This is a genomic window from Achromobacter sp. GbtcB20 (assembly GCF_019091095.1).
Lineage (GTDB): Bacteria > Pseudomonadota > Gammaproteobacteria > Burkholderiales > Burkholderiaceae_B > Achromobacter > Achromobacter mucicolens.
In genome coordinates this window covers 67868-92592 of sequence record NZ_JAGXJZ010000010.1, presented here as the reverse complement: position 1 = coordinate 92592, position 24725 = coordinate 67868, and the positions used below count along the sequence as shown (strand labels likewise).

Sequence of the window (24725 nt, the reverse complement as noted above, 5' to 3'; positions counted from 1 at the left end):
CTCAGTCCAGTGCCGCCCGCGGCGGCTGCTGGGCCGGCCACCCGCCGCCCAGCGCCTTGAACAAGGTCGCCAGCGCCGCCTGGCGCTGCGCGCTGACGTCGATGTAGGCGATCTGGTCGGTGTAGGCGCTGCGCTGCGCATCCAGATAGCGCAGATGGCTGTCCACGCCGCCGCGGTAACGCGCCTCGGACAGCTGCAGGGCCACCTGGCTGGACTGCGCCAGCGCAAGCCGGGACGCCTCTTCACGCCGCAGCGTCTCGGTGGCCACCAACGCGTCAGACACCTCGCGGAACGCCGTCTGGATCGTGCGTTCGTACTGGGCCACGGCAATGTCCTTGCGCACGGTGGCCAGATCCAGGTTGGCCACGTTGCGCCCGCCGGCAAAGATCGGCAGCGTGATCTGCGGGGTGAACGACCAGGCGCGCTGGCCGGCTTCGAACAGGCCCGACAGGTCCGCGCTGGAACTGCCGAACAGGCCGGTCAGCGAAATGCTGGGAAAGAACGCGGCCCGCGCCGCGCCGATGCTGGCGTTGCGCGCCTGCAGCGCATGTTCGGCGGCCAGGATGTCCGGCCGGTTTTCCAGCAGCGCGGATGGCGCGCCCGCCGCGATCTCCTGCACCAGCATCGGGGCATCGGCCGTGCGCGCCGGCAGATACGGCGACAGGTCGCTGATGCCCACCAGCAGACCGAGCGCGTTGCCGGCCTGGCGGACCTCGCGATCCGTGCGCTCGAGCTCGGCGCGTGACTGCTCGGTCAGGCCCAGCGCTTCCTGATAGTCAAGCGCGGTGGCCGCGCCCGCCTGCCGGCGCTTGGCGGTCAGCGCCAGCGACGCCTCGCGGCTGGCCAACGTCTGGCGCGTCACATCCAGGCGCCGCTGCGCGCTATCGCGCGCCACATACGCCTGGATCACCTCGGCCACCAGGCTGATCTGCGCGCTGCGCGCGGTGGCCTCGGTCGCCAGATACTCCTGCAAGGCGGCATCCGACAGGCTGCGCACACGGCCGAACAGATCCAGTTCGAAGGCGGTCAGGCCCAGGCCGGCCTGATAGCTGCTTTGGACCGACGAGGCGCCCGTGCTGCTCAGGTCTGCCGGCACACGCTGGCGCGTGCCCGTGCCCTGCGCGTCGATGCCGGGCAGCCGGTCCGCGCGGGTGATCTGGTACTGCGCCCGGGCCGCCTCGATGTCGAGCAGCGTCTGGCGCAGGTCGCGGTTGTTGGCCAGCGCCAGTTCCACCAGCTTGCGCAAGGCGTCGTCGGTGATGAAGGACTGCCAGTCCAGCGTCGCCGCCGCCGACTCGCCGGGGCCGGACGCCGCCAGGCTCCAGTGGTCGCCCACGGGAGACGCCGGACGTTCATAGACAGGCGCGAGCGAGCAACCCGCCAGCGCCGCCGTCAGCAGCAAGGCGGACAGCCGCAAGGGAAACAAGGTCTGCATCATGGCGTTACTCCTGCACGGTGCGCGGCGCGGCGTTGGCAGCGGGCGCGGCCTTGCCCCGCTTGCGCTGCACCAGCGACAGCACCCACACGAAGAAGATGGGAACGAAGATCACGCCCAGCAGCGTGGCGGTCAGCATGCCGCCGATCACACCCACGCCCAGCGCGCGCTGGCTGGCCGCGCCCGCGCCGGAGGCCAACGCCAGCGGCACCACGCCCAGGATGAAGGCCAGCGACGTCATCACGATGGGACGGAAGCGCAGCTTGGCGGCCTGGATGGCGGCGTCGGCTAGGCTGTGGCCCTGTTCGCGCAGGCTCTTGGCAAACTCCACGATCAGGATGGCGTTCTTGGCCGCCAGGCCGATGATGGTGATGAGACCGACCTTGAAGTACACGTCGTTCGGCATGCCCAGCACCGTCACCGCCAGCACCGACCCCAGCGCGCCAATCGGCACGATCAGCATCACGGATGCCGGAATCGACCAGCTTTCATACAGGGCGACCATCAGCAGGAACACCACCAGGAAGGCCAGCGCGAACAGCATCGGCGCCTGCGACCCCGCGAACTTCTCCTGGTACGACAGGCCGGTCCATTCGTAACCAATGCCCTCCGGCAAGCCGGCCACGATGCGCTCGATCTCGGCCATGGCCTGGCCTGTGCTGCTGCCGGGCATGGCGTCGCCCGCAATCTTGAACGCCGGATAGCCGTTGTAGCGGGAGATCTGCACGGGGCCGTTCTCCCAGTCCGTCTTCACGAACGCGCTGAGCGGCACCATGCCGCCGGTCTTGTTCGGCACGTTCAGCTTCAGGATGCTCTCGGGCGTCATGCGGTCGCGCACGTCGGCCTGCACCACCACGCGCTGCAGGCGGCCGGCGTTGGCAAAGTCGTTGACGGTGGCCGACCCATACGCCGACGAAATCGCCGTGCTGATTACGTCAAAACCCACGCCCAGCGCCTCGGCCTTTTCGCGGTCGATGTCCAGCCGCAGCTGCGGCGCGTCGGCCAGGCCTTCCATCATGGCGTAGGCGATCACGGGCGAACTGTTGGCCTGCGCCAGCAGCTGGTCTCGCGCTTCGGTCAGCGCCGCGCGGCCCACGCCGCCGCGGTCCTGCAGCCGCAGCGCGAAGCCGCCCGAATTGCCCAATCCGTCGATGGGCGGCGGGTTGACGGCCATAACCGCGCCGTCGTCGATCACCGCGAAACGCGCGTTCACGCTGTCGGCCACGTCGGCGGCCGATTGGCCCTTGCCCCGCTCGGACCAGTCCTTGAGCGTCGGAAACGCGATGCCCGCGTTCTGACCCGTGCCCGAGAAGCTGAAACCCATGACGGTGAAGGCATCGCCCATGGCGTCCAGCGACAGCAGGTGCTGCTCGACGTCGGCCACCACCTTGTCGGTGCGCACGTGCGTCGCGCCCGGCGGCAGTTGCACGTCGACGATGACGTAGCCCTGGTCTTCCGGCGGCACGAAGGATTCCGGCACGCGCATGTACAGCACGGCCAGCACGGCCACGATGGCCAAGTAAATCACCATGTAGCGGCCGGTGCGGCGCACCAGGCGGGAATTGAGCGCCTCGAAGCGGCCCGTCAGGCGGTTGAATGCGCGGTTGAACCCGCCGAAGAAGCCCTTCTTTTCGTCGTGGTGGCCCTTCGGAATGGGCTTGAGGAACGTGGCGCACAGGGCCGGCGTGAAGGTCAGCGCCAAAAAGCCCGAGAACAGGATCGACACCGCCAGCGACAGCGAAAACTGCTGGTAGATGACGCCCACCGAACCGCTCATGAACGCCAGCGGCAAAAACACCGCCGACAGCACCAGCGTGATGCCGACGATGGCGCCGGACACCTGTTCCATCGCCTTGACCGTGGCTTCGCGCGGCGATAGGCCTTCCTCGGCCATGATGCGCTCGACGTTTTCAACCACCACGATAGCGTCGTCGACCAGGATGCCGATGGCCAGCACCATGCCGAACATGGTCATCATGTTCACCGAGAAGCCCAGCACCGACATCACCGCGAACGTGCCCAGCAGGCACACCGGCACGACGATGGTCGGAATCAGCGTGTAGCGGAAGTTCTGCAGGAACAGGTACATCACCAGGAAGACCAGCACCATGGCTTCCAGCAGCGTGTGCACCACCTTTGTGATGGCCACGCTGACGAACTTGGAGGTGTCGAACGGCACCGAGTACGCAATGTCTTCGGGGAACGAAGCCGACAGTTCCTTCAGGCGGGCATTCACGGCCTTGACGGTGTCGATGGCGTTGGCGCCCGGCGCAAGCTGCACCGCCGCGCCGACCGCCTTCTTGCCGTTCAGGCGCGTTTCGAAGTCATAGCTCTGGCGGCCGACTTCCAGGCGCGCCACGTCGGCCAGGCGCACGGACGAGCCATCCGGATTGGCGCGCAGGACGATGCGCCCGAATTCCTCGGGGTTGTCCAGCGTGCCCTTGACGGCCAGCGTCGCGGTCAGCTCCTGCTCGGGCGCGCCGGGACGGCTGCCGAAGCTGCCGGCCGGCACCTGCACGTTCTGCGCGGCAATGGCCGCGTTGACGTCCGCCACGGACAGGCCAAGACCCAGCAGCTTCTGCGGATCGATCCAGACACGCATCGCGGCTTCGGCGCCGAAGAACTGCACCTTGCCCACGCCGTTGACGCGGCGGATCTCGTTGTTGATGTGGCGCGCGGCATAGTCGGACAGCCCGACCACATCCTTGTGCGCATCGTCGCCCTTGTAGGTCAGGGCGTAGATCATCAGGAAGTTCGAACTGGCCTGCTCAACCTGCAGACCTTGCTGCGTCACGGCCGTGGGCAGGCGCGCTTCGGCCTTCTTGATCCGGTTCTGCACGTCGACCTGCGCCAGGTCGGGATCGGTGCCCGGCTGGAACGTGACGGTGATTTCCGCGCTGCCGCTGGAACTGCTGGACGACTCGTAGTACAGCATGTTCTTCGCGCCGTTCAGCTCTTCCTCGATGACGCTGGTCACCGAATCGACCAGCACGGTGGCAGAGGCGCCCGGATAGGTGGCGGCAATGGTCACCTGCGGCGGCGCGACCACCGGAAACTGCGACACCGGCAGCGACGGAATCGCCAGCAGCCCCGCGAGCGAGATGAAGATGGCCACCACCCAGGCGAAATTGGGGCGGCCAATGAAAAACTTGGACATGGTCTAACCTCGGATTTGCGCGCGATGCATGGGGGCCGCTTATTGCTTGGCGGCAGCGGCGGCATCGCCGGCGGCGGCCACCTTGGGCTCGTTCACGGGCGTCACGCTGACTTTCTGGCCGGGCACGGCGGCGCTGACGCCGCCCACGATCACCCGGTCGCCAGCGGCCAGGCCCTCGGTGATGTGCCAATCGCCGCCGCGCATGGTGCCGGTCTGCACGGCGCGGGTCTCGACAACGTCATCCGCCCCCACCACCAGCACCTGCGGCTTGCCATCGGTGCTGCGGGTGACGGCGCGCTGCGGGACCAGGATCGCATCCGGATCCACGCCCTGATGCGTGCGCACCCGCACGTACATGCCGGGCAACAGCAGCACGTCCGGATTGGAGAATTCGCCACGCAGGGCCACCTGGCCGGTGCTGCGGTCCACGGCGATGTCCGAGAACAAGAGGCGCCCTTCGCGCTGCTTGTCGGTGCCATCGATCGTGATGGAGATGCGCGCGCCCTCGCCTTCGCCCAGGCTGCCATCCTGCATGGCCGCGCGCATGCGCAGCATGTCGGCGACCGGCTGATTGAAGTCCACATAGACCGGATCGAGCTGCTGGATCGTCGCCATCACGGTGGCTTCGTTCTGGCCCACGAGCGCGCCTTCGGTCACCTGCGCACGCCCGATGCGGCCCGAGATGGGCGCCTTGACCGTGGCGTAGTCCAGGTTCAGCTGCGCGGTCTCGACATCGGCCTGGGCCGACCGGCGGGCGGCCAGCGCGCTCTTGAGCGTGGTGTTGGCCGTGTCGAAATCCTGCTGGCTGACGGCTTCGATCTTGACCAGCGGCGTGTAGCGCTTGACGACGGCCTGGGCATCGGCCACGGCGGCCTGGGCCTTGGCCAGCTCGCCCTGTGCGCGCGACAAGGCGGCCTTGAACGGCGCGGGGTCGATGCGGAACAGCACGTCGCCCGCCTTGACGTCGGCGCCTTCGACGAAATCGCGGCTCAGCACGATGCCGGCCACGCGGGCGCGGACTTCGGCCACGCGCATGGGCTCGACGCGTCCGGGCAGTTCGCTCGTCAACGTGTAGCGCTGCGGCTCAACGGCCAGCGCCTGCACGGGACGCGGCCCAGCCGCCTGGGGCTCACCGCCGTCAGAGCCGCCGCAACCGGCCAAGAGGATTGCCGTCGACAACACCGCCAGGGGCAACTGCCATGCTTTATTCCACTTCATTCACTACCCCCGAGCCGTGCGTCTTGAATTCAAAGAGATGCCGATGCTACCTTAACGACCGATTTGAATCAATCTTGATTCATTTGTCGCTTTTCGGCTTTATTTTGCGGACCAACAAGTCTTTACTTGAAAAATTCGCCAAAGTTTGTACAAAGTGAATCGGCCATGATCCAATACCGGCCCAGGGATATCCAAAATGGGGAGGAGGCAATGTCTGAAGAGGCAGGCCACGAGCGGCTGCTTGTCGCATTGGCGCTTGCGATGGTGGACCAGCCGCGCGCCACGCTGCAGGAACTGGCCAAGGCGGTGGGCGTCAGCAAGGCGACCTTGTACCGGTTCTGTAAGACGCGAGACCAGCTGGTGCTGCGCCTGATGACGCATTGCGCGCAGGTCATGAAGCAGGCGCTGGCGGACTCGCACCTGGACACCGCCCCGCCCCGCGCGGCGCTGCGCAACCTGATCGAACAACACCTGGCGCACAAGGAACTGACGGCGTTCCTGATCTACAACTGGAAGCCCGACACCGAGCTTGAGCCCGACATCATGAACAGCTGGTCGGGCTACCAGGAAACGCTGGACGCCTTCTTTCTGCGGGGACAGCGCGAAGGCGCCTTCCGCGTGGACATGACCGCCGCCGCGCTGAGCGAACTATTGATCGCGATCATCACCAGCATGGTGGATGCCGAGCGCCGCGGCCGGATTGCCCGCATGGGCATCGCGCAGGTGGCCGAGCAGATGATGCTGCACGGCATCTCGGCCGAGCCGGCCCCTGGCCGCTGAACGGCGGGTCCGGATCGAAGCACCCGTGCGCACACGGGTGCAGCGGGCACTAGCCCGCCTTCCGCGCCCGCTCAGGCCGCCGCCACCGGACGGCCGTAGAACGGATAGTTCGGATCGTTGTAGCCATGCGCGGAGGCGTGACCGGGCACCACCCACTCGTTCACGACCGTTTCGTCTTCAGGCGTGATCGTCACGTCCAGCGCCGCGTAGTAATCGTCCATTTGCGCCAGCGTGCGCGGACCGGCGATGACGGCGGTGATGACAGGATTGGCCAGCACCCAAGCGGTCGCGAAGTGGCCCGGCTGAACCCCGCGCGCGGCGCTATGCTGCACAAGCTTCTGCGCGATCTGCAGGGATTCTTCGCGGAATTCCGTGGCCAGGATGCGGCGGTCGCCACGTCCGGCGCGCGTATCCGGCGCCGGCGCCTGGCCCGGCAGGTACTTGCCCGTCAGCACGCCGCGCGCGATCGGGCTGTACGGCACGACGCCCAGGCCGTAATGCTTGCACGCCGGCAGGATCTCGACCTCTGGGCCGCGGTTCAGCATGTTGTAGTACGGCTGACACACCACCGGTTGCGGCACACCCAGCTTTTCGCACAGGCGCATCACCTCGGCAATGCGCCATCCGCGGAAATTCGACAGGCCGAAGCTGCGCAGCTTGCCCGCGCGGATCAGGTCGCCCAGCGCCCACAACGCCTCTTCCAGGTTTTCTTCGTGGTAGTCGCGGTGCAGGTACAGGATGTCCATGAAATCCGTATCCATGCGCGACAGGCTCTGCTCCACTCCGCGGATCAGCCACTGGCGCGAGTAATGCGCCAGGTTCGGTCCCTTGCCGACCGGATTGCCGATCTTGCTGGCCAGCACCCAGTCGTGGCGTTGCCCCTTGAGCAGCTTGCCCACCACTTCTTCCGACCGGCCCTCGTTGTAGACGTCTGCGGTGTCGATGAAATTGACGCCATGATCGCGCGCCGACGCAACGATGCGCGCGGCCTCGTCATCGGGCGTCTGCTCTCCGAACATCATGGTGCCCAGGCAGAGCGGCGATACCCGGAGATTGCTGGTTCCCAGTCGGCGGTAGTTCATGGCGTGGTTCCTTGATCGGATGAAAAGATGCGGCGTGGCCACGCGGCAACGCGCGGCTGAACGCGATATCTTGCCCGAAAAAACCTGACATGCCGCAAAACCCCGGCTGGGATGAGGGTGTCAGGCGCCGGCCTCGTTGCGCAGGTGTCAGTCGCCCGCATCCACCGCCGCCAGGATCTTGCCGAACAGCGCGTCGGCATGGGCCGAATTCAGCCAGCGCACGATCACGACCATCTTGCGCTCTGGCTCCACCCACGTGAACGAGCTGCCCGCCCCTACCCCGAAGAAGCTGGAGGACGGCACGCTGGGAAAGACCTTGCCTTCGTGGTTCAGCCAGATCAAATAGCCGTAGTACGGCGCGATGTCGCAGGGGGTTCGCATGGCCTGCAACCATTCGCGCGACAGGATCTGGCGGCCGTTCGCCTGGCCGTCGTTCAACAGCATCTGGCCGATCAGCGCCTGGTCGTTGGCGCTGATGGACATGCCGCCGCCCCAGTGGGAACCGCCGGGCACCGACGGCATGCGCTGGCCGTCGATCTCGACCCAGGCGTTGTCGTAGCCGACCCACTGCCAGTTCTCGCTGCAGCCGATGGGCCGCGTGACGGCCTCGCGGAAGACTTCCGGCAGTGGTTTGCGGAACAGATGCAGCAGCGCATAAGACAGCTGATTGATGCGGACGTCGTTGTATTCCCAATACGTGCCGGGTTCCTGCAACGGACGCGCATCGCCCTTCTTGCCATCCGGCGGCACGCCAAAGGTGACGGCGCGATAGCGGTCCGCCTGATCCGACACGCCAAAGCGTTCGCCTTCCCATTCGCTGGTCTGCTGCAAAAGATGGCGCCACGTGATGGATGCGTTGCGGCCTTCGTCAAAGCCGATGCCCGGCACGCGCTTGCCCACGGGCTCGTCCACATCCGGCAGCAGGCCGCGGTCATGCGCAACGCCCGCCAAAATGGCCAGGTACAGCTTGGCGACGCTGAACGTCAGGTCGGCCCGGTCAGGCTCGCCCCACGAGGCCACTGTCTTGCCGTCCACCACTACCACGCCGGAAACCGGCCCGCGATCGTGGATGGGACCCAGCAGACGGTTCCACGGCGGCGGGTCGTTCAGGTGCACGCCAAAATTGCCTTTGACGCTGCGATCCCAGGTCGATTCGTGATCGTTGGCGAACTGGATCGCCTGCTGCATGAGCGTATTCATCGGTTTCCTCGTTGTTGTGTGTTCATCCCGCCACGCGTTCGGGCGCGCGGGTCAGGTATTTCATGGCGGCTTGCAATCCGCCCGAGCGGTGCGGGACGCCAGCCGCGGCCAGCCCCATCTCCACGCCAGCCAGCGTGCCGCATAGCGTCAGGTCGTTGAAGTGGCCCAGATGGCCGATGCGGAAGATACGGTCGGAAAGTTTGCCCAGCCCCTGCCCCAACGACATATCGAAGCGGTCCAGAATGACCTTGCGCAGCGCGTCGGCGCTGTGGCCGTCGGGCATCAGCACCGCGGTCAACGCCGGGCTGTGCGCGGCCGCGTCCAGGCTCAGCAGCTCCAACCCCCACCCGGCCACCGCCAGCCGGGTGGCGCGGGCGTGGCGCTCGTGGCGCGCAAACACCTGCGGCAGGCCTTCGGCCGCCAGCATGGCCAGCGCTTCATGAAGGCCATACAGCAGGTTGGTCGACGGGGTGTACGGGAAATAGCCCTTTGCGTTGGGGCCCAGCATTTCGCGCCAATCCCAATAGGAGCGCGGCAGGCGCGCGGTCTCGGCCGCGGCCAGCGCGCGCGGCCCCACCGCGTTGAACGACAGGCCCGGCGGCAGCATCAGGCCCTTCTGCGATCCGGACACCGTGACGTCCACGCCCCATTCGTCGTGGCGGTAGTCGATGGAGCCCAGCGAGGAAATCGTGTCGACCATCAGCAGCGCCGGGTGCCCGGCCTGATCGATGGCGGCGCGCACCGCGGCGATGTCGCTGGTGACGCCGGTTGAGGTCTCGTTGTGCACCACGCACACCGCCTTGATGCGGTGCTGGGCATCGTCGGCCAGCCGCGCGCCGATGACGCCGGCATCGACGGGGCGACGCCAGTCGCCTTCGATGCAATCAACATCCAGTCCCAGCCGCCCGGCAAGCTTGCGCCACAGGCTGGCGAAGTGGCCGGTCTCGACCATCAGCACGCGGTCGCCCGGCGACAGCGTGTTGACCAGCGCCGCCTCCCACGCCCCGGTGCCCGAGGCCGGAAAGATCACGACAGGCGATTCGGTCTGGAAAACCTGCTTGATGCCCGTCAGCACCGCTTTGCCAAGCTCGCCGAATTCCGGTCCCCGATGATCGATGGTGGCCTGGTCGATGGCGCGCAGGACGCGGTCGGGGACGTTGGTCGGTCCGGGAATCTGCAGGAAATGCCGGCCGGACGGGTGGGAGTTCAGCGTGAGCATGCGGGGCCCCAATGTTGACGGTTTGTATACCAGCACAGCCTGCGCGCATCGTGATGCGACGCGCGCCAGCCTGGCGGACTTGCGGCTTGCGCCACTCTATCCCATTGTTTTTACGTCGATAACCTAGGGTATACACCCATCAAAACCACAGCAAAGACAGGTTTATAGTCTGCGAAAACAAGGGGAATTTTTGTATACCAATGAGCAGCGATCCTAGCTTCTTGCCGGATCACGCCGGGGCCGTGGCCTCGCCCGATCTTGCGCCCGCCCCAGTCCCAGCGGCCGTTCGCGCCGCCGGCGACGGGCGCACGCTGGCGGGATCGGCGGCCGGATCGCTGCGCGAACGCATCATCCAGGGCGAATTCCCGCCCGGCACCCGCTTGAACGAACGCGCGCTGTGCGACCTGCTGGGCGTGTCGCGCACCCCGCTGCGCGAGGCGTTCCGCCTGCTGGCCGCCGAAGGCCTGGTGCAGATCGAACCGAACCGCGGCGCCCAGGTGGTGGCGCTGTCCGAAGCGAACATCCGCGAAGCCTTCGAAGTGATCGGCGGGCTGGAAGCGATGTCGTGCCGGTTTGCCTGCGAGCGCGCGACCGACGTCGAGATCGCGGAGATCCGCGCGCTGACCTACGAAATGATGGCCAGCCATGCGCGGCATGACCTGCCGACGTACTTTCGCGTCAACCGCGAGATCCACGAACGCATCAGCCTGGCCGCGCACAACAGCCTGCTCAAGCAGCTTTACGACGCGCAGAACGCGCGGATCCAGAACCTGCGCTTCGTCTCGAACGAGAATCGGCAGAAATGGGATCTGGCGATGCGTGAACACATAGAAATGGCGGAGGCCCTTGCCGCGCGCGACGCGGACCGGCTGGCAGCCATCATGCGGCAGCACCTGCAGCGCAAATGCGAGGCGGCGCTCAAGAGCCGGAGCGAGACGATAGATACGCAACACATGTAGTGTCATCAAGAGGAGCCTTCACCATGGCTGATAGTCGCTTCACACCTTGCTGCATCCCGCTTTCTCGCTTCACCCCCGCCGCGTCCGCGCTGTCCTTGCGCCGCGTCACGCCATTGAAGGCACTGGCCGCCGCGCTGGTGGCCTGCGCCGCACTGGCATCCCAGCCCGCGCTTGCCGGCAAGAAGGACGACACCTTGCGCATGGCCTACGACCAGGCCCCGGAAAGTGTCGACCCGTACTTCAACAACGTGCGCATCGGCGTCATCATCGCGGCCAACGTGTGGGACACCCTGCTCTACCGCGACCCGGTCACCAACGAGTACAAGGGCCAGCTCGCCAAGAGCTGGAAGCAGATCGATGACAAGACCATGGAATTCGAGCTGCGCGAGGGCGTCAAATTCCACAACGGCGAAGAGTTCGACGCCGACTCGGTGGTCTACACGCTGAACTTCGTGGCCGACCCGAAGAACAAGGCGGTCACGCAGCAGAACGTGTCCTGGATCGACAAGGTCGAGAAGATCGACAAGTACAAGGTCCGCCTGACCACCAAGGAGCCCTTCCCCGGCGCCAAGGAATACCTGTCCACCACGGCCGCCATCCACCCCGCCAAGTACTACCAGGAAGTCGGCCCCAAGGGCATGAACGCCAAGCCCGTGGGCTCCGGTCCGTACAAGGTCGTGGACTATCAGCCCGGCAAGTCCATCACGCTGGAACGCAACGCCGACTACTTCAAGGATTCACCCAAGGCGCAGCCCAAGATCGGCAAGGTGGTCATCCGCTTCATCCCCGACCGCCAGACGCAGATGGCCGAGGTGATCTCCGGCGGCGAAGACCTGATCATGAGCGTGCCCAAGGACCAGGCCGAGCAGCTGGGCGGCATGCCGAACCTGCAGATGGTGACCGGCAACACCATGCGCATCGTGTTCATGCAGATGAACATCCTGGAAGGCACGCCCGCGCCGCAACTGAAGGACGAGCGCGTGCGCCGCGCCATCATCCACGCAATCGACCGCGAGTCGATGCTCAAGAACATCGTGGGCGAAGGCGGCGGGCTCATCAACACCATCTGCACCCCGTCGCAGGTGGGCTGCACGCAGGAAGGCGCCCCGACCTACAAGTACGACCCCGCGCAGGCCAAGAAGCTGCTGGCCGAGGCGGGCTATCCCAACGGCTTTGACATCGACATCGTTGCGTACCGCGAACGCAACCAGACCGAAGCCATCATCAACTACCTGCAGGCCGTCGGCATCCGCGCCAAGCTGAATTTCCTGCAATACGCCGCGATGCGCGACATGATCCGCGCCAACAAGGCCTCGCTCACGCACCAGACCTGGGGCTCGAACCTGGTGAACGACGTGTCGGCCTCCACGCCGGTTTACTTCGCCTTCGGCAGCGACGACATCACGCGCGACCCGAAGGTGCGCGACCTCTTGAAAAAGGGCGATACCACCATCGACAGCGAGCAGCGCAAGGCGGCCTACAAGGAGGCGCTGGACATCATCGCGGAAAAGGCCTACGCGGTGCCGCTCTGGACACTGCCCGCCTACTACGTCGCCACCAAGGACGTGAACTTCAAGCCCTACTCGGATGAGCTGGTGCGCTTCTGGGACATGAGCTGGAAGTAAGGCGCGCCCCGCGCCGGGCCGGCCCCGCGGCCCGCCCGGCGCTGCTGAACAGAGAGGAAGTCCTATGCTTTATTTCACGCTGAGGCGCCTGGGCCTGGCGGCGCTGGTGGCGCTGACCGTGTCCATTCTGGCGTTCCTGCTGCTGCACCTGTCGGGCGACCCGGCGCTGGCGCTGGCCGGCGAAGGCGCGCGCCAGGCCGACATCGACATGATCCGCAAGACCTACGGGCTGGACCGCCCGATCATCGTCCAGTACGCCGACTGGCTCTGGCACATCCTGCAGGGCGACTTCGGCACCTCGGTGTACTTCAAGACCGAAGCCGGGCCGCTCATCCTGTCCAAGCTGGCGACGACTCTCAAGCTGGGCATGGCCGCGCTGGCCTTCGCGCTGTTCATCTCGATTCCGCTGGGCGTGCTGGCCGCCCTGTACAAGGGCAGCCTGATCGACCGCGTCTGCCTGGCGATTGCCGTGCTGGGACAGGCGCTGCCGAACTTCTTCTTCGCGCTGATCCTGATCATGCTGTTCTCGATCTCCCTGCGCATCCTGCCGGTGTCGGGCAGTGGCACGTGGCAGCACTTCGTCATGCCCGCGATCGCACTGGGGTATTACGTGGCGCCTGCGTTCATGCGGCTGATCCGCGCCGGCATGATCGAGGTGCTGGGCGCCGATTACATCCGCACCGCGCGCGCCAAGGGGCTGCCGGCCGGCAAGGTGATCTTCAAGCACGCGCTGCGCAACGCGATCGTGCCGGTGGTGGCCCTGGCCGCCGTGCAGCTGGGCTACCTGCTGGGCGGCTCGGTGGTCATCGAGACCATCTTCGCGCTGGACGGGCTGGGTTACCTGGCCTACCAGAGCATCACATACAAGGACTATCCGGTCATGCAGCTGATCGTGCTGCTGCTGTCGGTGCTGTATGTGCTGCTGACGCTTGCCGCCGACGTGGCCAACGCGTGGCTCGATCCGCGCATCCGGGTGTCCTGACATGAATACGCCTACGATCACCCCCGCCACGTCCGCGGCGCCGCCGCTGGAACTGTCCGCGGCCACGCTGCGCTGGCGCCGCCTGCGGCGCAACAAGGCGCTTTTGGCCGGCGGCGGCATTCTGCTCGTCATCGTGCTGATCGCCCTGCTGGCCCCGTGGATCTCGCCGCACGATCCCTATTTCCATGATCTGGCCTACCGTACCGCGCCGCCCGTCTGGTACGAGAAAGGCACCTGGCTGCACCCGCTGGGCACCGACCAGCTGGGACGCGACTACATGTCGCGCCTGTTCTACGGGGCGCGCATTTCGCTCCTGATCGGCATCAGCGTCGCGCTCATCTCCGGCCTCATCGGCACGGCGATGGGCATGGCGGCCGGCTACTTCGGCGGCAAGGTCGACATGGCCGTGTCGTTTCTCATCACCACGCGGCTGTCCATGCCGGTCATCCTGGTGGCGCTGGCCACCGTGGCCATCGTCGGCGGTTCGCTGTGGGTGGTGATCCTGGTGCTGGGTTTGCTCAAGTGGGACCGCTACGCGGTGGTGATGCGCAGCGCCACGCAGCAGGTGCGCTCACTGGAATACGTGGCCGCGGCGCAGGCGGCCGGCGCCAGCACCTGGCGCATCGTCTGGGGCGAGGTCCTGCCCAACGTCGTGCCGCAACTGATCGTGATCGCCACGCTGGAAGCCGCCAGCGCGATCCTGCTGGAAGCCTCGCTGTCGTTCCTGGGCCTGGGCGTTCAACCGCCGCTGCCGTCCTGGGGATTGATGATCTCCGAGGCCAAGGCCTACATGTTCTTCTCGTTCTGGCTGATCGCCATTCCCGGATCGGCGCTGGCGCTGCTGATCTTCGCGATCAACCTGGCCGGCGACGGACTGCATCAACTCCTGACGCCTGAAGAGAGGGCCTGAGCATGAATGGCACCGATATCGTCCTGGACGTGCAGGGCCTGACCGTCGACATCGCCACGCCACGCGGCCCGCTGCACGCGGTGCGCGACGTGTCCTTCCAGGTCCGGCGCGGCGAAACGCTGTGCCTGGTCGGGGAATCAGGCTGCGGCAAGTCGATGACCTCGCTGGCCATCATGGGCCTGTTGCCCAAGGCCGCCCGGCGCAGCACGCGCCGGCTGGCCGTGCTGGGCGAGGACCTGTCCAAGGCACGCGGCCGGCGCGTCAATGCGCTGCGCGGCAGCAAGATGGCGATGATCTTCCAAGAGCCCATGACGGCGCTCAATCCCGCCTACGCCATCGGCGAACAGCTCACCGAACACTACATCCACCACTGCAAGGCGAGCAGCCAGCAGGCGCGCGACCGCGCCGTGGAACTGCTGGAGAAGGTCGGCATCGCGTCGGCCGGCCAGCGTCTGGGCCAGTATCCGCACCAGTTGTCCGGCGGGCTGCGCCAGCGGGTGATGATCGCGATGGCGCTCATGTGCGGTCCCGAGCTGCTGATTGCCGACGAACCCAGCACCGCGCTGGACGTCACGATTCAAGCGCAGATCCTGCGGCTGCTGGCGGACTTGCAGGCCGAACTGGGCATTGCCATGGTGCTGATCACGCACGACCTGGGCGTGGTGGCGCGCATCGCCCGCCAAGTGGCGGTGATGTACGCCGGCCAGATCGTGGAAGAAGGCCCCGTGGCCGACATTTTCGCCACCCCGCACCATCCCTACACGCAAGGGTTGCTTGGCTGTATCCCCGTGCCCGGCCGCACGGCCCCGGGCGAGGCGCTGGGCACCATCCCGGGCGTCGTGCCGTCGCTGGTGGGCGAGCTGCGCGGCTGCGCCTTCGCCGATCGCTGCCGTCATGCGCAACCGCAGTGCCGGCAGGCCGTTCCCATCCATGGCCAGGCCGCTGGCCAGCAATGGCGCTGCATTCTCAGCGCCGAAGGAGTCCCCGCATGAGCGCGCTGCTGCAAGCCGATGCCGTCAGCCGCCAATTCACGGTGCGCGCCGGCATGTTCCGCCCGCGGGCCACGCTGCACGCGGTCAATGGCGTGGACCTGGCCGTCGACCGGGGCGCGGTGCTGGGCATCGTCGGCGAGTCGGGCTGCGGCAAGTCCACGCTGGCACGCATGCTGCTGGGTCTGACGCCGCCAACCGAGGGCAGCATCCGCCTTGAAGGCCAGGACATCCGAAAGATGGACCGGCGCGCCCTCGCCCGCCGCGTGCAACCCATCTTCCAGGACCCGTATTCGTCCTTGAACCCGCGCCGCTCCATCGCGTCCATCGTGTCGCTGCCGCTGGAGGTGCACGGCATCCCCAACCCGAAGATGCACAAGGCCATCGACATGCTGGAACGCGTGGGCCTGCCGCCGCGGCTGGCCCACAACACGCCCGGGCAGCTGTCGGGCGGCCAGCGCCAGCGCGTGGCCATTGCGCGCGCGCTGGTGATGCAGCCCGAGATCGTGATCTGCGACGAGCCGACCTCCGCGCTGGACGTGTCGGTGCAGGCGCAGATCATGAACCTGCTGATGGACCTGCGGCGCGACTTCAACCTGACCTACGTCTTCATCAGCCACAACCTGGCGGTGGTCGAACACATCGCCACCCACGTGGCCGTGATGTACCTGGGCCGCGTTGTCGAATCCGCGCCCACCGCCCGCCTCTTTCACGACCCGCGCCATCCCTATACGCAGGCGCTGCTGGCGTCGGTGCTCACCCCCGAACCGGGGCTGGGCATCCCCGACATGGGCCTGGGCCTGTCGTTTCCCGACCCGCTGCACCCGCCGTCCGGCTGCCCCTTCCATCCGCGTTGCCAGCACGCCATGCCGCAATGCAAGACCGAACGGCCCGCGCTGACGCTGCGCGATGGGGCGCTCGTTGCCTGCCACCTCTATCCGACCCATCCTTCGACTTCCACCGGAGCTTCCCAGCCATGACCCGCGCACAAGCCATCGCCCAGGCCAAGCAGTGCTTTGATTCCGGCGCTTTCCGCACGCTTCTGGCGCGCCGGCTGGCGCTGCCCACGGAAAGCCAGAACCCCGAGCGCGCCGCCGTGCTGTCGGACTATCTGGAATCGGAAATCCGGCCGGCGTTCGAAGCGTTGGGCTTTACCTGCCGCACCCTCACGCATCCGAAGGCGCTGGCCCCTTTCCTGTACGCCGAGCGCATCGAGGACCCGGCCCTGCCCACGGTGCTGGGCTACGGCCACGGCGACGTGATCCGCGGATTGGAACGGGAATGGAAGGAAGGCCTGTCGCCCTGGGCGCTGACCGAGGCCGAAGGCCGCTGGTATGGCCGCGGCATCGCCGACAACAAGGGTCAGCACAGCATCAACATGGAGGCGCTGCGGCTGGTCCTGGAAACGCGCGGCAAGCTGGGCTTCAACGCCAAATACCTGATCGAGATGGGCGAGGAAACGGGTTCGATGGGCCTGCGCGAACTGTGCACCGAGCATCGCGACCTCATGGCGGCCGACCTGCTGATCGCCTCCGACGGCCCGCGCCTGAGCGCCAACCGCCCCACCATCTTCCTCGGCGCGCGCGGCAGCCTGAACTTCGACCTCACCATCGAGGCGCGCGCCGGCGGCCATCATTCCGGCAACTGGGGCGGACTGATCTCCAACCCCGGCCTGCAACTGGCGCATGCGATCGCCAGCATCGCCACGCCCAACGGCCAGATCCGCATCCCGGAATGGGTGCCCAAGGAACTGCCGCCGGCCGTGCGCCGCGCGCTGGCCGACTGCGAAGTCGATGGCGGCGCGGACGGGCCTGAGATCGAACCCGATTGGGGCGAGCCCGGCCTGTCGCCCGCCGAACGCGTCTTCGGCTGGTGTTCGTTCGAGGTGCTGGCCTACAAGACCGGCAACCCGGACACGCCCGTCAACGCCATCCCGCCGCGCGCGTGGGCGCGCTGCCAGCTGCGCTTCGTGGTGGGTGTGGACCCGGACGACCTCATTCCGGCCCTGCGCCGTCATCTGGACAGCCACGGCTTTCCGATGGTGCAGATATCCCTGACGCGCGAAACCATGTTCCGCGCGACCCGCATCGACCCGGATGACGCCTGGGTGCGCTGGGCGGTTGCGTCGCTGGAACGCACTTCCGGCCAGAAGACCGCACTGCTGCCCAACCTGGGCGGCTCGCTGCCCAACGACATCTTCACCGACGTGCTGGGCCTCAAGACGATCTGGGTGCCCCACTCGTACCCCGGCTGCTCGCAGCACGCGCCCAATGAACACCTGCCGCCCGAACTGCTGCGGCAGGGGCTCAGCCTGATGACGGGGCTGTACTGGGACCTGGGCGCGGGCGACACGCCCGAGATCAGAAATCCCAGATAACCGGCACCCAGCGGAACGCATCGCCTTCCTTGGCCACCCGGCCCACCGACGGGAACGGCAGATGCGCCGCCACGAGCAGCCCCTTGTTCTGGGCCAATTCGTTGAACAGGGCAAGGCGAACCCGGGCCGACTCCACCGGATCGTGCTCGAAGCCGTTGTGCCATTCGGGATGATCGAACGCCACCGGGAATACGGCGTCGCCCGCAAACGTCAGGCGGTCGCCGTCCGAGATCAGATCGACGACACAGTGGCCGGGCGTGTGGCCGCCGGTCAAGCGCACGATCACGCCCGGCGCCACTTCCTTGCGATCCTCGAAGACCTGGATCTGGTCGCGATAGGTTTCATAGAAGCTGGTCGCGGTCGAGCGCAACACGGCGGGCACCGGCTTGGGCATGACCGTCTGCGTAAAGTCCGGTGATGTCCAGAACGCCACTTCGGTTGCGTTGACATGGATGCGCACATCCTTGCGCAGGCGCTCCTTCACGCCGGGGACCAGCAGTCCGCCCACATGGTCCATGTGCATGTGCGTGATGATCACGTCCGTCACGGATTCGAGCGCAATGCCCGCCGATTGCAGGCGTTGCGGAAACTGCCCCGCGCGTGGAAAGCCCGGGAACTGCCCGCCCAGCCCCGCATCGATCAGAATGGTCTGCTCGCCGCTGCGCGCCACCATCACGTTCAGCGGCCAGTCGAATGCGTCCGGCGGCATGAACATGTGGTCGAGCCAGTCGGCCAGATCGGCCGGATCGGCATTGGTGGCCATCGTCGAGGTGGGAAGTGGCAGCACCCCGTCGCTGACAACCAGCGCATCGATGTCGCCGATCTGCACGGCATAGCGGGAAGGAACCAGATCGATGGCGGTCTGGGTGATGGGGTCCAAAGTGTCTGCGGAAAACATGGCGTCATCTCCTGGATGGCAGTCAGGCAGCGGCGCAGCGGGCAAGCGGCGCGCGCCAGGCGGGGTGGTACGAGTCGATCGACAGTGAAGGCATCGTAGGACGACCACCGCAGCCGCGGTAGACACGGCGCGGGAAGCACGATGTTGTGCGATGCGCACCAATGCGGATGGCGCATTGGCCCGCCGCGCAAACCTGCTCAATTCAACTCGGCGCCAATCTCCGAGTCCCGATACGCCACGGCGGTCATCGCCGTCAGCACAAAGATCACGCCAACGCACCCCACCGCAGCCAGCACACCCTGCAGGGCCTGAACACCCACGTAGTCGTACAGCATCGGACGCAAGTCGTTGCTGGCGTGCGCGCCCAGGACCAGTAACGTGAGGAATGCCAGCATCAGGGGCCACCGCGGATAGCGCATCGCGCCACGCACCGCGCCAAACCCATACGTGCCCGTGACCGCAGCGCGGGGCAGGCTCAGGCCGTACACGGCCAATCCGTACAGCACGGGCAGCCACACCAATGCCAGCAATGCCATCAGCATGCCGTAGAACAATTCATCGTTGCCGCCGCCGATCAGCATGTAGAGGACATACGGAAGATCGCCCGTGGCGCGCGCGATCGCCATGCCGCCAACCGCCAGTACACCCAGCAACACGAAGTGCCGGGCCTCCGGGCTGCCGCCCCGCGCGGCGGCCGTGTGCGCGGTCTCGCCCAGCAATACCACCCGATGCCACGCGTACGTCGTGCGCGCGAAGGCGATCAGGCAGACGAGCGCCAGCGCAAGGATCAGCCAATCTTGAAGCCGATACAAGGGAGACACGACCAGCGCGAACGGCAGCGTCAGCACGAACACCGCCAACGACCAGGGGGCCGCGGCCAGCATCGTGCGGCCCTGTTGCCGGATGACGCTGGCGGTCGCCGCGACGAGGCGGCCTGCTCCGAGTTTGCTGGACACGAGACTCCCTTGCTCTGACATGGTGTGACCTTCCCCCGTAAATTGGACAGTTCAAAACTGGAGGGTGGCTGTCTCTGTTGGTTGCTCTGACCACTTTTGGACGTACTCACACGGGGTCAGATGGCCGAGTGAGCCGTGGGGACGGTGATGGTTGTAGTCGTCCTGCCAAGCCTGAAGTTTTTGCCGCAGGTCGTGCAGCGTGATGAATTCGTGCAGGTTAAGGAATTCGTCACGCAGTCGACCGTTGAACGATTCGATCAGCCCATTATCGGTCGGCTTGCCGGGGCGCGTGTAATCGAGCTTGATGCCGCGTCGGTATGCCCAGTCGTCCAACGCCCGAGACGTGAATTCCGTTCCGTTATCCACGGTGATTGCCTTGGGCCAGCCGCGCAGAACCGCAGACCGGTCCAGCGCCTGGCCAACGCACCGGCCAGTCTGCCGAAAGTTGGCCTCTAGGCACACACTCTCGCGACTCCATTGATCAATGACGGTCAGGATGCGAACGCTGCGTCCGTCTAGCATCTGATCATGGACGAAATCCATGCTCCAGTGCTGGTTCGGCCCGGTCGGCACCGGCGGCTTGCCTCGAAGTAGCGCAATGCGTTTGCGGCGCTTGACCTTCATTCGCAGCTGCAAGCCCTCCAGGCTATAGAGACGATAGACACGCTTCTTGCCTACGTTCCAGCCTTCGCGTTGCAGCATCACCAACACACGTCGGTAGCCGAACCTCGGACGACTCAGGGCGATGTCGCGAATGCGCTGGCGCAGCGCACTTTGGTCTCGCGCATGACTCTTCGCGTACCAGGTCGACCGTTGCAGCAACGCGAGTGCGCACGCGCGCTGCACGCTGATCTGGAAGCGCTCGTGCATCCAAGCCGCCAGCTCGCGCCGCTTGGCGGCCTTCAGACTTTTTTTCGCACTACCTCTTGCAGGATCTGCTTGTCCAGCGTCAGGTCCGCGACGATGCGCCGCAGGCGTGCGTTCTCGTCCTCAAGCTGCTTGAGCTTACGCAGTTCACTCACGCCGAAATCGGCGAATTTCTTCTTCCAAGTGTAGAAAGTCGCCTCGGACACACCGAGTTGCCGACATACATCGACCACTGGTGTGCCGCTGTCTGCCAGTCGCAGCGCGTAGGCGATCTGCTCTTCGGTAAATCTTGACCGTTTCATGGCTTCTCCTCGCCCCGCTCGGGGCGCTGAGAAGCAACCTTACCTCTAGTTTTGACCTGTACGGATATTCCGGGGGCACGTCAGGTGGGTCTCGTTTATACCGCACGCGGCGTGGTCAAACCGGGACAGGCGGCGCCCATCTCGGTTACCCTCGCGGACCATTCCTTTACGCCCTATCTCCATGAAGAAGATTCCCCTTGCATTCGCCGCCGCTGCGGCCGCCCTGCTGCCTGCACTGGCCAGCGCCGCCTACACGCCCACCGAGATTGAGCGCGCCGTTCTGGAATATGGCATCCGCGAAGAGCATGATGCGCTGCTTGCCGCCGATTGGCGCCTGCTGGGCCGGGTGATGGATTACTCGCGTGTGGACGCCCAGAAGATCTCGGACATCTACGCCAAAGGTCCGAACGACAAAGTGCCGGCCGTGATCGACGATTCCTTCGTGATCAAGACAACCATCGACGCTGCCGCCGCGAAAGCCGGCGTCGTCACCTTCGCCGGCACGCGCGGGGCAACCGTCCGCGCCATGCTGCCGGCCGGCGCCAAGCCCGCCGACGCCCTGCTGCTCAATTGCACCAAGCTGGCGTGGGCCGATGGCGTTGCCACGTTCTCGCAATGCCAGGACTGGGCGCCGATCGCCGAGAAGACCGTCGCCACGTTTCGCGCCGACATCGCCGCATTCCTTCAAGGCAAGCCGGTCAAGAAATACGTGGCAAAGTTCGTCGTCGACTACTTCGTCGTCGCGGGCGACATGCCGGACAAATCCGGCTGCCCTGACGACCGCAAGGCCTGCGACCAGGCGATCCGCAAGACCGACATGACGAGCGCCGGCTACCAGGCCGTCAACGAGCGCTTGCAGGCCGCAGGCGTGCAGACCGGACGGTAGGCCCCCAAACCCGGAACGATTGCAAAGCCAGGCTGGCGCGAATTCACGCTTCCAACGGAACGGGAACCTGATCCGGTTCCAACGCGCGCATCAGCCTGGTCCATTCCTGCGGCGTCAGGTGCGGCTGGATGGCCTGCAGCACGGCCTCGAAGACCGGCGCCGGAACGGCCATCTGCAGGCCGCCCAGCAACGCGGCCCGCTCGTCGGGCGTCATGGCCGGAATCATCCACGGCAGCACGCACAGATTCTCGGCCGGCGGCAGCGAGGCCACGATGGCGCCCTCCAGCGCACGCAGTTCGTCGTCGCTGTAGCAGGACCACAGCGCCTGATTATGCTGGGACTCCTCCACGTGCATGTGTACGAAATTTTCCCCCACGAACAACGCCAGCCCGCGGTACAGCCGCAGCGCGGCGTCCGTTCGAGCGGCGGCATGCCGTGCGGCGCCCAGGCACGCCACCGCCTCGCGCAACGCCGTGATCGCGGCCAGGTGCTCGGCATGCTCGCCAGCGACGCGTGCGCTGGAACCCGGACGCCGTGCTTCCATGGCGGGATGAACGAAGTCGTTCTCGTGACCCAGATGGCTGGCGCACAAGTCCGCCAGCGCAAGCACGCGTTCACAGACCGCCCGCGTGGCGGCGGCGTCATGCACGTCGATCCGGCCAACGGCCAAGAGCGTATCCATCATCATGGCGCGCAGCGCCTTGTGGATGCCAACATAGATGTCCACGCGCGGCGCATCGGCGCCGGACGGCGGAAAGGACGGGGAAGCAATCAGGCAGTTCATGGAGTAGACCTTTTGTGCGGTGAAAAAGCGGGATTCGCGCGTTGAGCAGTGGTGCGAATGCCGGCCGCGGCGCCGGTCCAATCCCGAGTGCCAGCCAGCGAAGACAGTCTAGGAAAAGCCCGGGCCGCGCGTTGCTAAAAGTCTGTTAAGCAGCCTATGATTTCCGGCACGCCGACGTCCAACCGTCTTGAGGCCTCGCGCCGTGCCCAGACTGCCCGCCGAATGGAGCCTTAGCCTGTCCGCCCTGCCTTCGCTGCGGCTGGGCAGTTGCGATCTGGACGGCAATCCGCATGTCGGCCGCGCCCTGGCCGTTGACGCGCTGCCCGACGGCCGTCTGCTGGTGCTGATTGCCGAATGCGCCGCGCCCCGGGTGGTGGCCGCGGTGCGAGAAACCGCCCAGGTCGCCCTGCTGGCCACCTCTCCGCGCAGCAACCGCACCCTGCACGTCAAAGGGCATGACGCGCGCGTCGCGCCTGCGCAGCGATCCCACGCCGCCCTGCTGATGCTGCGGCGCGACACGCTGGCCCGCGAACTGGCCGACGTCGACGGCTTTGCCGGCGCGCCCTTCCTGGACCACTGGTACGGCATTGCGGCACACGCGATGATGGCCATCACCTTCAGCGTGGCGGGTGCGTGGAACCAGACGCCCGGGCCCGACGCCGGCCAGGCCATCGCGCTGGAGCCTGACGCATGAGCGCCCTGACACTGCTTGGGGTGCGCCGCATTCTGGACGGCGGCATTCCGCCCACGCTTTGCAGCGTGTCTGCCGACGGCATTCCCCACGTCAATCTGCTGTCGCACGTCGAGTACGTGGACACGAACCACGTCGCGCTGACGTTCCAGTTTTTCAACCAAAGCCGCAAGAACATTCTTGCCACGCGGCGAGCCAGCCTGATGGTCGAGGATCCCCGCTCCGGCGGCGGCTTGGGCCTGCAATTGCGCTATGTGCGCACCGAAACCGAAGGGCCGGTCTTCGAGCGGCTGCGGGCCAAACTGGCGGGCATCGCCGCGCACTCGGGCATGGAGGACGTATTCCGGCTGCGCGGCGCGGATATCTATGCGGTGCTGGACATCGCGCCCCTGCACCCGGGCGCGCCGCTAGCCACGCTGCAGCCGCGCTGCGATCTGGCGGCGGGTGCGCGCGCCGTTTCGGCCCGCCTGGCCGAATGCGGCGAGCTTGCCCAACTGCCGCAGGTCGCTTTGGACGGACTGCGCCAGGATCTGGCTGTCCGGCACGCCATCCTGTGGCTGCTGGATGGGGATCGCCAGACGCTGTATGCGCTTGCCAGCATGGGCTACCCGCAGCAGGGAACCGGCGCCGAACTGCCGCTGGCCGAAGCGGGCCTGGTTGGCGTGGCCGTGCGCGAAGGCGTGGCGCTACGGATCGGCCATATGGCGCGCATGTACCGCTATGGCCGCACGCTGCACCAGATCGCCGTGGACAAGCACTGGACGGGCGGCCAGCCGATCGCCCTGCCGGGCCTGGCCACGCCATGCAGCCAACTGGCCGTTCCGCTGCGCGCGCGCGGGCGGACCGTGGGCGCGCTGCTGGTCGAAAGCGAAAGCGATCAGTTCTTTGGCTATGACGACGAGGACGCGCTGGCGGTGCTGGGCGCGCAGCTTGCGCAGACGCTGGTGGCGTTGCAACGCGCGGAACTGGACGCGGCGCCGCCCATGCCGACGCAGCACCGCGCCGTTCCGCCCGGGCACGCATTCGCGAAGGGAGACCCGGGCGCAGGCAGGAATACGGCGCCTGCCCTGCATCTGCGCTACTTTCCCCGCGATGGCACGATCTTCATCGACGACCAGTACCTCATCAAGGGCGTGGCAGGCGCCATCCTCTGGAAGATCGCCAACGACGCCCAGCGCACGGGGCGCTGGGACTTTTCGACGCGGCAATTGCGGCTGGCGGGCAGCTCGCTCGGCCTGCCCGACATCCAGGACAACCTGGGCGTGCGCCTGCTGCTGTTGCAACGCCGCCTGGCCGACTGGGGCGGCCCCCTGCAGATCGGCAAGGTGCGGCGCGGCTGCTATACGCTGACGGCGGCACGCGCGCTGCGGCTGGAATCCGCCGACGACGCGGCGGCGTGATACACGGG

At 66.5% G+C, this 24725-nt stretch carries 21 protein-coding genes; 11 read left to right on the top strand and 10 right to left on the bottom strand.

Annotation, left to right across the window (positions count from 1 at the left end; all coding sequences use genetic code 11):
• Window position 1 precedes the first annotated feature (1 nt).
• Genes KVT32_RS14945 through KVT32_RS14935 form a run of 3 tightly spaced genes read right to left on the bottom strand, consistent with a single transcriptional unit; the run spans window position 2 to window position 5810 of the window.
• Window positions 2-1438 (bottom strand): efflux transporter outer membrane subunit, encoded by a 1437-nt coding sequence (locus KVT32_RS14945; protein ID WP_305863781.1) that lies wholly within the window; start codon window positions 1436-1438, stop codon window positions 2-4.
• Between the two features lie 4 nt (window positions 1439-1442).
• Complete coding sequence (locus tag KVT32_RS14940) at window positions 1443-4592, bottom strand: efflux RND transporter permease subunit (protein WP_217618435.1); 3150 nt, start codon at window positions 4590-4592, stop codon at window positions 1443-1445.
• 39 nt (window positions 4593-4631) lie between these two features.
• A complete protein-coding gene (locus KVT32_RS14935) occupies window positions 4632-5810 on the bottom strand; it encodes an efflux RND transporter periplasmic adaptor subunit (protein ID WP_217618434.1) in 1179 nt (392 codons plus the stop codon).
• 210 nt (window positions 5811-6020) lie between these two features.
• On the opposite strand from KVT32_RS14935, the gene KVT32_RS14930 reads away from it, so the two are divergent.
• Complete coding sequence (locus tag KVT32_RS14930; protein WP_056317107.1) at window positions 6021-6590, top strand: TetR/AcrR family transcriptional regulator; 570 nt, start codon at window positions 6021-6023, stop codon at window positions 6588-6590.
• A gap of 71 nt (window positions 6591-6661) precedes the next feature.
• On the opposite strand, the gene KVT32_RS14925 is transcribed toward KVT32_RS14930, so the two are convergent.
• From KVT32_RS14925 to KVT32_RS14915, 3 genes are all read right to left on the bottom strand, one after another.
• Complete coding sequence (locus KVT32_RS14925) at window positions 6662-7672, bottom strand: aldo/keto reductase (RefSeq protein WP_152384282.1); 1011 nt, start codon at window positions 7670-7672, stop codon at window positions 6662-6664.
• Between the two features lie 147 nt (window positions 7673-7819).
• Complete coding sequence (locus tag KVT32_RS14920; RefSeq protein WP_062841539.1) at window positions 7820-8872, bottom strand: serine hydrolase; 1053 nt, start codon at window positions 8870-8872, stop codon at window positions 7820-7822.
• Window positions 8873-8894: 22 nt separating this feature from the next.
• Window positions 8895-10091, bottom strand: a complete 1197-nt coding sequence (locus KVT32_RS14915) for an alanine--glyoxylate aminotransferase family protein (RefSeq protein ID WP_217618433.1) — start codon at window positions 10089-10091, stop codon at window positions 8895-8897.
• A gap of 200 nt (window positions 10092-10291) precedes the next feature.
• Between KVT32_RS14915 and KVT32_RS14910 the strand changes: the two genes are divergently transcribed.
• From KVT32_RS14910 to KVT32_RS14880, 7 genes are all read left to right on the top strand, one after another.
• Window positions 10292-11050 (top strand): GntR family transcriptional regulator, encoded by a 759-nt coding sequence (locus KVT32_RS14910; protein ID WP_223575669.1) that lies wholly within the window; start codon window positions 10292-10294, stop codon window positions 11048-11050.
• Between the two features lie 23 nt (window positions 11051-11073).
• On the top strand, window positions 11074-12675 hold the full coding sequence (locus KVT32_RS14905) for an ABC transporter substrate-binding protein (RefSeq protein ID WP_254636889.1): 1602 nt from the start codon (window positions 11074-11076) through the stop codon (window positions 12673-12675).
• A gap of 64 nt (window positions 12676-12739) precedes the next feature.
• A complete protein-coding gene (locus KVT32_RS14900; protein ID WP_056317093.1) occupies window positions 12740-13657 on the top strand; it encodes an ABC transporter permease in 918 nt (305 codons plus the stop codon).
• A gap of 1 nt (window position 13658) precedes the next feature.
• Window positions 13659-14567, top strand: a complete 909-nt coding sequence (locus tag KVT32_RS14895) for an ABC transporter permease (RefSeq protein WP_217618432.1) — start codon at window positions 13659-13661, stop codon at window positions 14565-14567.
• Between the two features lie 2 nt (window positions 14568-14569).
• On the top strand, window positions 14570-15559 hold the full coding sequence (locus tag KVT32_RS14890; RefSeq protein ID WP_217618431.1) for an ABC transporter ATP-binding protein: 990 nt from the start codon (window positions 14570-14572) through the stop codon (window positions 15557-15559).
• Window positions 15556-16536, top strand: a complete 981-nt coding sequence (locus KVT32_RS14885) for an ABC transporter ATP-binding protein (protein ID WP_217618430.1) — start codon at window positions 15556-15558, stop codon at window positions 16534-16536. The genes KVT32_RS14890 and KVT32_RS14885 overlap by 4 nt, the downstream gene beginning before the upstream one ends.
• Window positions 16533-17933, top strand: coding sequence for a M20 family metallopeptidase (locus tag KVT32_RS14880; RefSeq protein ID WP_217618429.1), 1401 nt, complete (start codon window positions 16533-16535; stop codon window positions 17931-17933). The genes KVT32_RS14885 and KVT32_RS14880 overlap by 4 nt, the downstream gene beginning before the upstream one ends.
• Here the strand turns inward: KVT32_RS14880 and KVT32_RS14875 are convergent.
• From KVT32_RS14875 to KVT32_RS14865, 3 genes are all read right to left on the bottom strand, one after another.
• Entirely contained in the window at window positions 17917-18831 is a 915-nt protein-coding gene (locus KVT32_RS14875) for an MBL fold metallo-hydrolase (RefSeq protein WP_217618428.1), read from the bottom strand. The genes KVT32_RS14880 and KVT32_RS14875 overlap by 17 nt on opposite strands.
• 197 nt (window positions 18832-19028) lie before the next feature.
• Complete coding sequence (locus KVT32_RS14870) at window positions 19029-19787, bottom strand: hypothetical protein (protein ID WP_371825587.1); 759 nt, start codon at window positions 19785-19787, stop codon at window positions 19029-19031.
• Window positions 19788-19838: 51 nt separating this feature from the next.
• A protein-coding gene (locus KVT32_RS14865; RefSeq protein ID WP_217618427.1) for an IS3 family transposase occupies window positions 19839-20956 on the bottom strand; the annotation gives its coding sequence in 2 pieces (ribosomal slippage) (window positions 19839-20695 and window positions 20695-20956; 1119 coding nt in all).
• Between the two features lie 181 nt (window positions 20957-21137).
• On the opposite strand from KVT32_RS14865, the gene KVT32_RS14860 reads away from it, so the two are divergent.
• Complete coding sequence (locus KVT32_RS14860) at window positions 21138-21842, top strand: hypothetical protein (RefSeq protein WP_152384276.1); 705 nt, start codon at window positions 21138-21140, stop codon at window positions 21840-21842.
• A gap of 43 nt (window positions 21843-21885) precedes the next feature.
• Here the strand turns inward: KVT32_RS14860 and KVT32_RS14855 are convergent, their stop codons facing one another.
• Complete coding sequence (locus KVT32_RS14855) at window positions 21886-22626, bottom strand: hemerythrin domain-containing protein (RefSeq protein ID WP_217618426.1); 741 nt, start codon at window positions 22624-22626, stop codon at window positions 21886-21888.
• A gap of 202 nt (window positions 22627-22828) precedes the next feature.
• Between KVT32_RS14855 and KVT32_RS14850 the strand changes: the two genes are divergently transcribed.
• The gene (locus tag KVT32_RS14850; protein WP_217618425.1) at window positions 22829-23320 is read left to right on the top strand and encodes a hypothetical protein; all 492 of its coding nucleotides are present in this window, start codon (window positions 22829-22831) and stop codon (window positions 23318-23320) included.
• On the top strand, window positions 23317-24717 hold the full coding sequence (locus KVT32_RS14845) for a GAF domain-containing protein (RefSeq protein WP_175155365.1): 1401 nt from the start codon (window positions 23317-23319) through the stop codon (window positions 24715-24717). Before KVT32_RS14850 ends, KVT32_RS14845 begins: the two co-directional genes overlap by 4 nt.
• Window positions 24718-24725 lie beyond the last annotated feature (8 nt).

Coding starts and splice junctions, on each gene's coding strand:
- KVT32_RS14945 (WP_305863781.1), bottom strand. CDS start 1,438: ATGATGCAGACCTTGTTTCCCTTGCGGCTGTCCGCCTTGCTGCTGACG.
- KVT32_RS14940 (WP_217618435.1), bottom strand. CDS start 4,592: ATGTCCAAGTTTTTCATTGGCCGCCCCAATTTCGCCTGGGTGGTGGCC.
- KVT32_RS14935 (WP_217618434.1), bottom strand. CDS start 5,810: ATGAAGTGGAATAAAGCATGGCAGTTGCCCCTGGCGGTGTTGTCGACG.
- KVT32_RS14930 (WP_056317107.1), top strand. CDS start 6,021: ATGTCTGAAGAGGCAGGCCACGAGCGGCTGCTTGTCGCATTGGCGCTT.
- KVT32_RS14925 (WP_152384282.1), bottom strand. CDS start 7,672: ATGAACTACCGCCGACTGGGAACCAGCAATCTCCGGGTATCGCCGCTC.
- KVT32_RS14920 (WP_062841539.1), bottom strand. CDS start 8,872: ATGAATACGCTCATGCAGCAGGCGATCCAGTTCGCCAACGATCACGAA.
- KVT32_RS14915 (WP_217618433.1), bottom strand. CDS start 10,091: ATGCTCACGCTGAACTCCCACCCGTCCGGCCGGCATTTCCTGCAGATT.
- KVT32_RS14910 (WP_223575669.1), top strand. CDS start 10,292: ATGAGCAGCGATCCTAGCTTCTTGCCGGATCACGCCGGGGCCGTGGCC.
- KVT32_RS14905 (WP_254636889.1), top strand. CDS start 11,074: ATGGCTGATAGTCGCTTCACACCTTGCTGCATCCCGCTTTCTCGCTTC.
- KVT32_RS14900 (WP_056317093.1), top strand. CDS start 12,740: ATGCTTTATTTCACGCTGAGGCGCCTGGGCCTGGCGGCGCTGGTGGCG.
- KVT32_RS14895 (WP_217618432.1), top strand. CDS start 13,659: ATGAATACGCCTACGATCACCCCCGCCACGTCCGCGGCGCCGCCGCTG.
- KVT32_RS14890 (WP_217618431.1), top strand. CDS start 14,570: ATGAATGGCACCGATATCGTCCTGGACGTGCAGGGCCTGACCGTCGAC.
- KVT32_RS14885 (WP_217618430.1), top strand. CDS start 15,556: ATGAGCGCGCTGCTGCAAGCCGATGCCGTCAGCCGCCAATTCACGGTG.
- KVT32_RS14880 (WP_217618429.1), top strand. CDS start 16,533: ATGACCCGCGCACAAGCCATCGCCCAGGCCAAGCAGTGCTTTGATTCC.
- KVT32_RS14875 (WP_217618428.1), bottom strand. CDS start 18,831: ATGTTTTCCGCAGACACTTTGGACCCCATCACCCAGACCGCCATCGAT.
- KVT32_RS14860 (WP_152384276.1), top strand. CDS start 21,138: ATGAAGAAGATTCCCCTTGCATTCGCCGCCGCTGCGGCCGCCCTGCTG.
- KVT32_RS14855 (WP_217618426.1), bottom strand. CDS start 22,626: ATGAACTGCCTGATTGCTTCCCCGTCCTTTCCGCCGTCCGGCGCCGAT.
- KVT32_RS14845 (WP_175155365.1), top strand. CDS start 23,317: ATGAGCGCCCTGACACTGCTTGGGGTGCGCCGCATTCTGGACGGCGGC.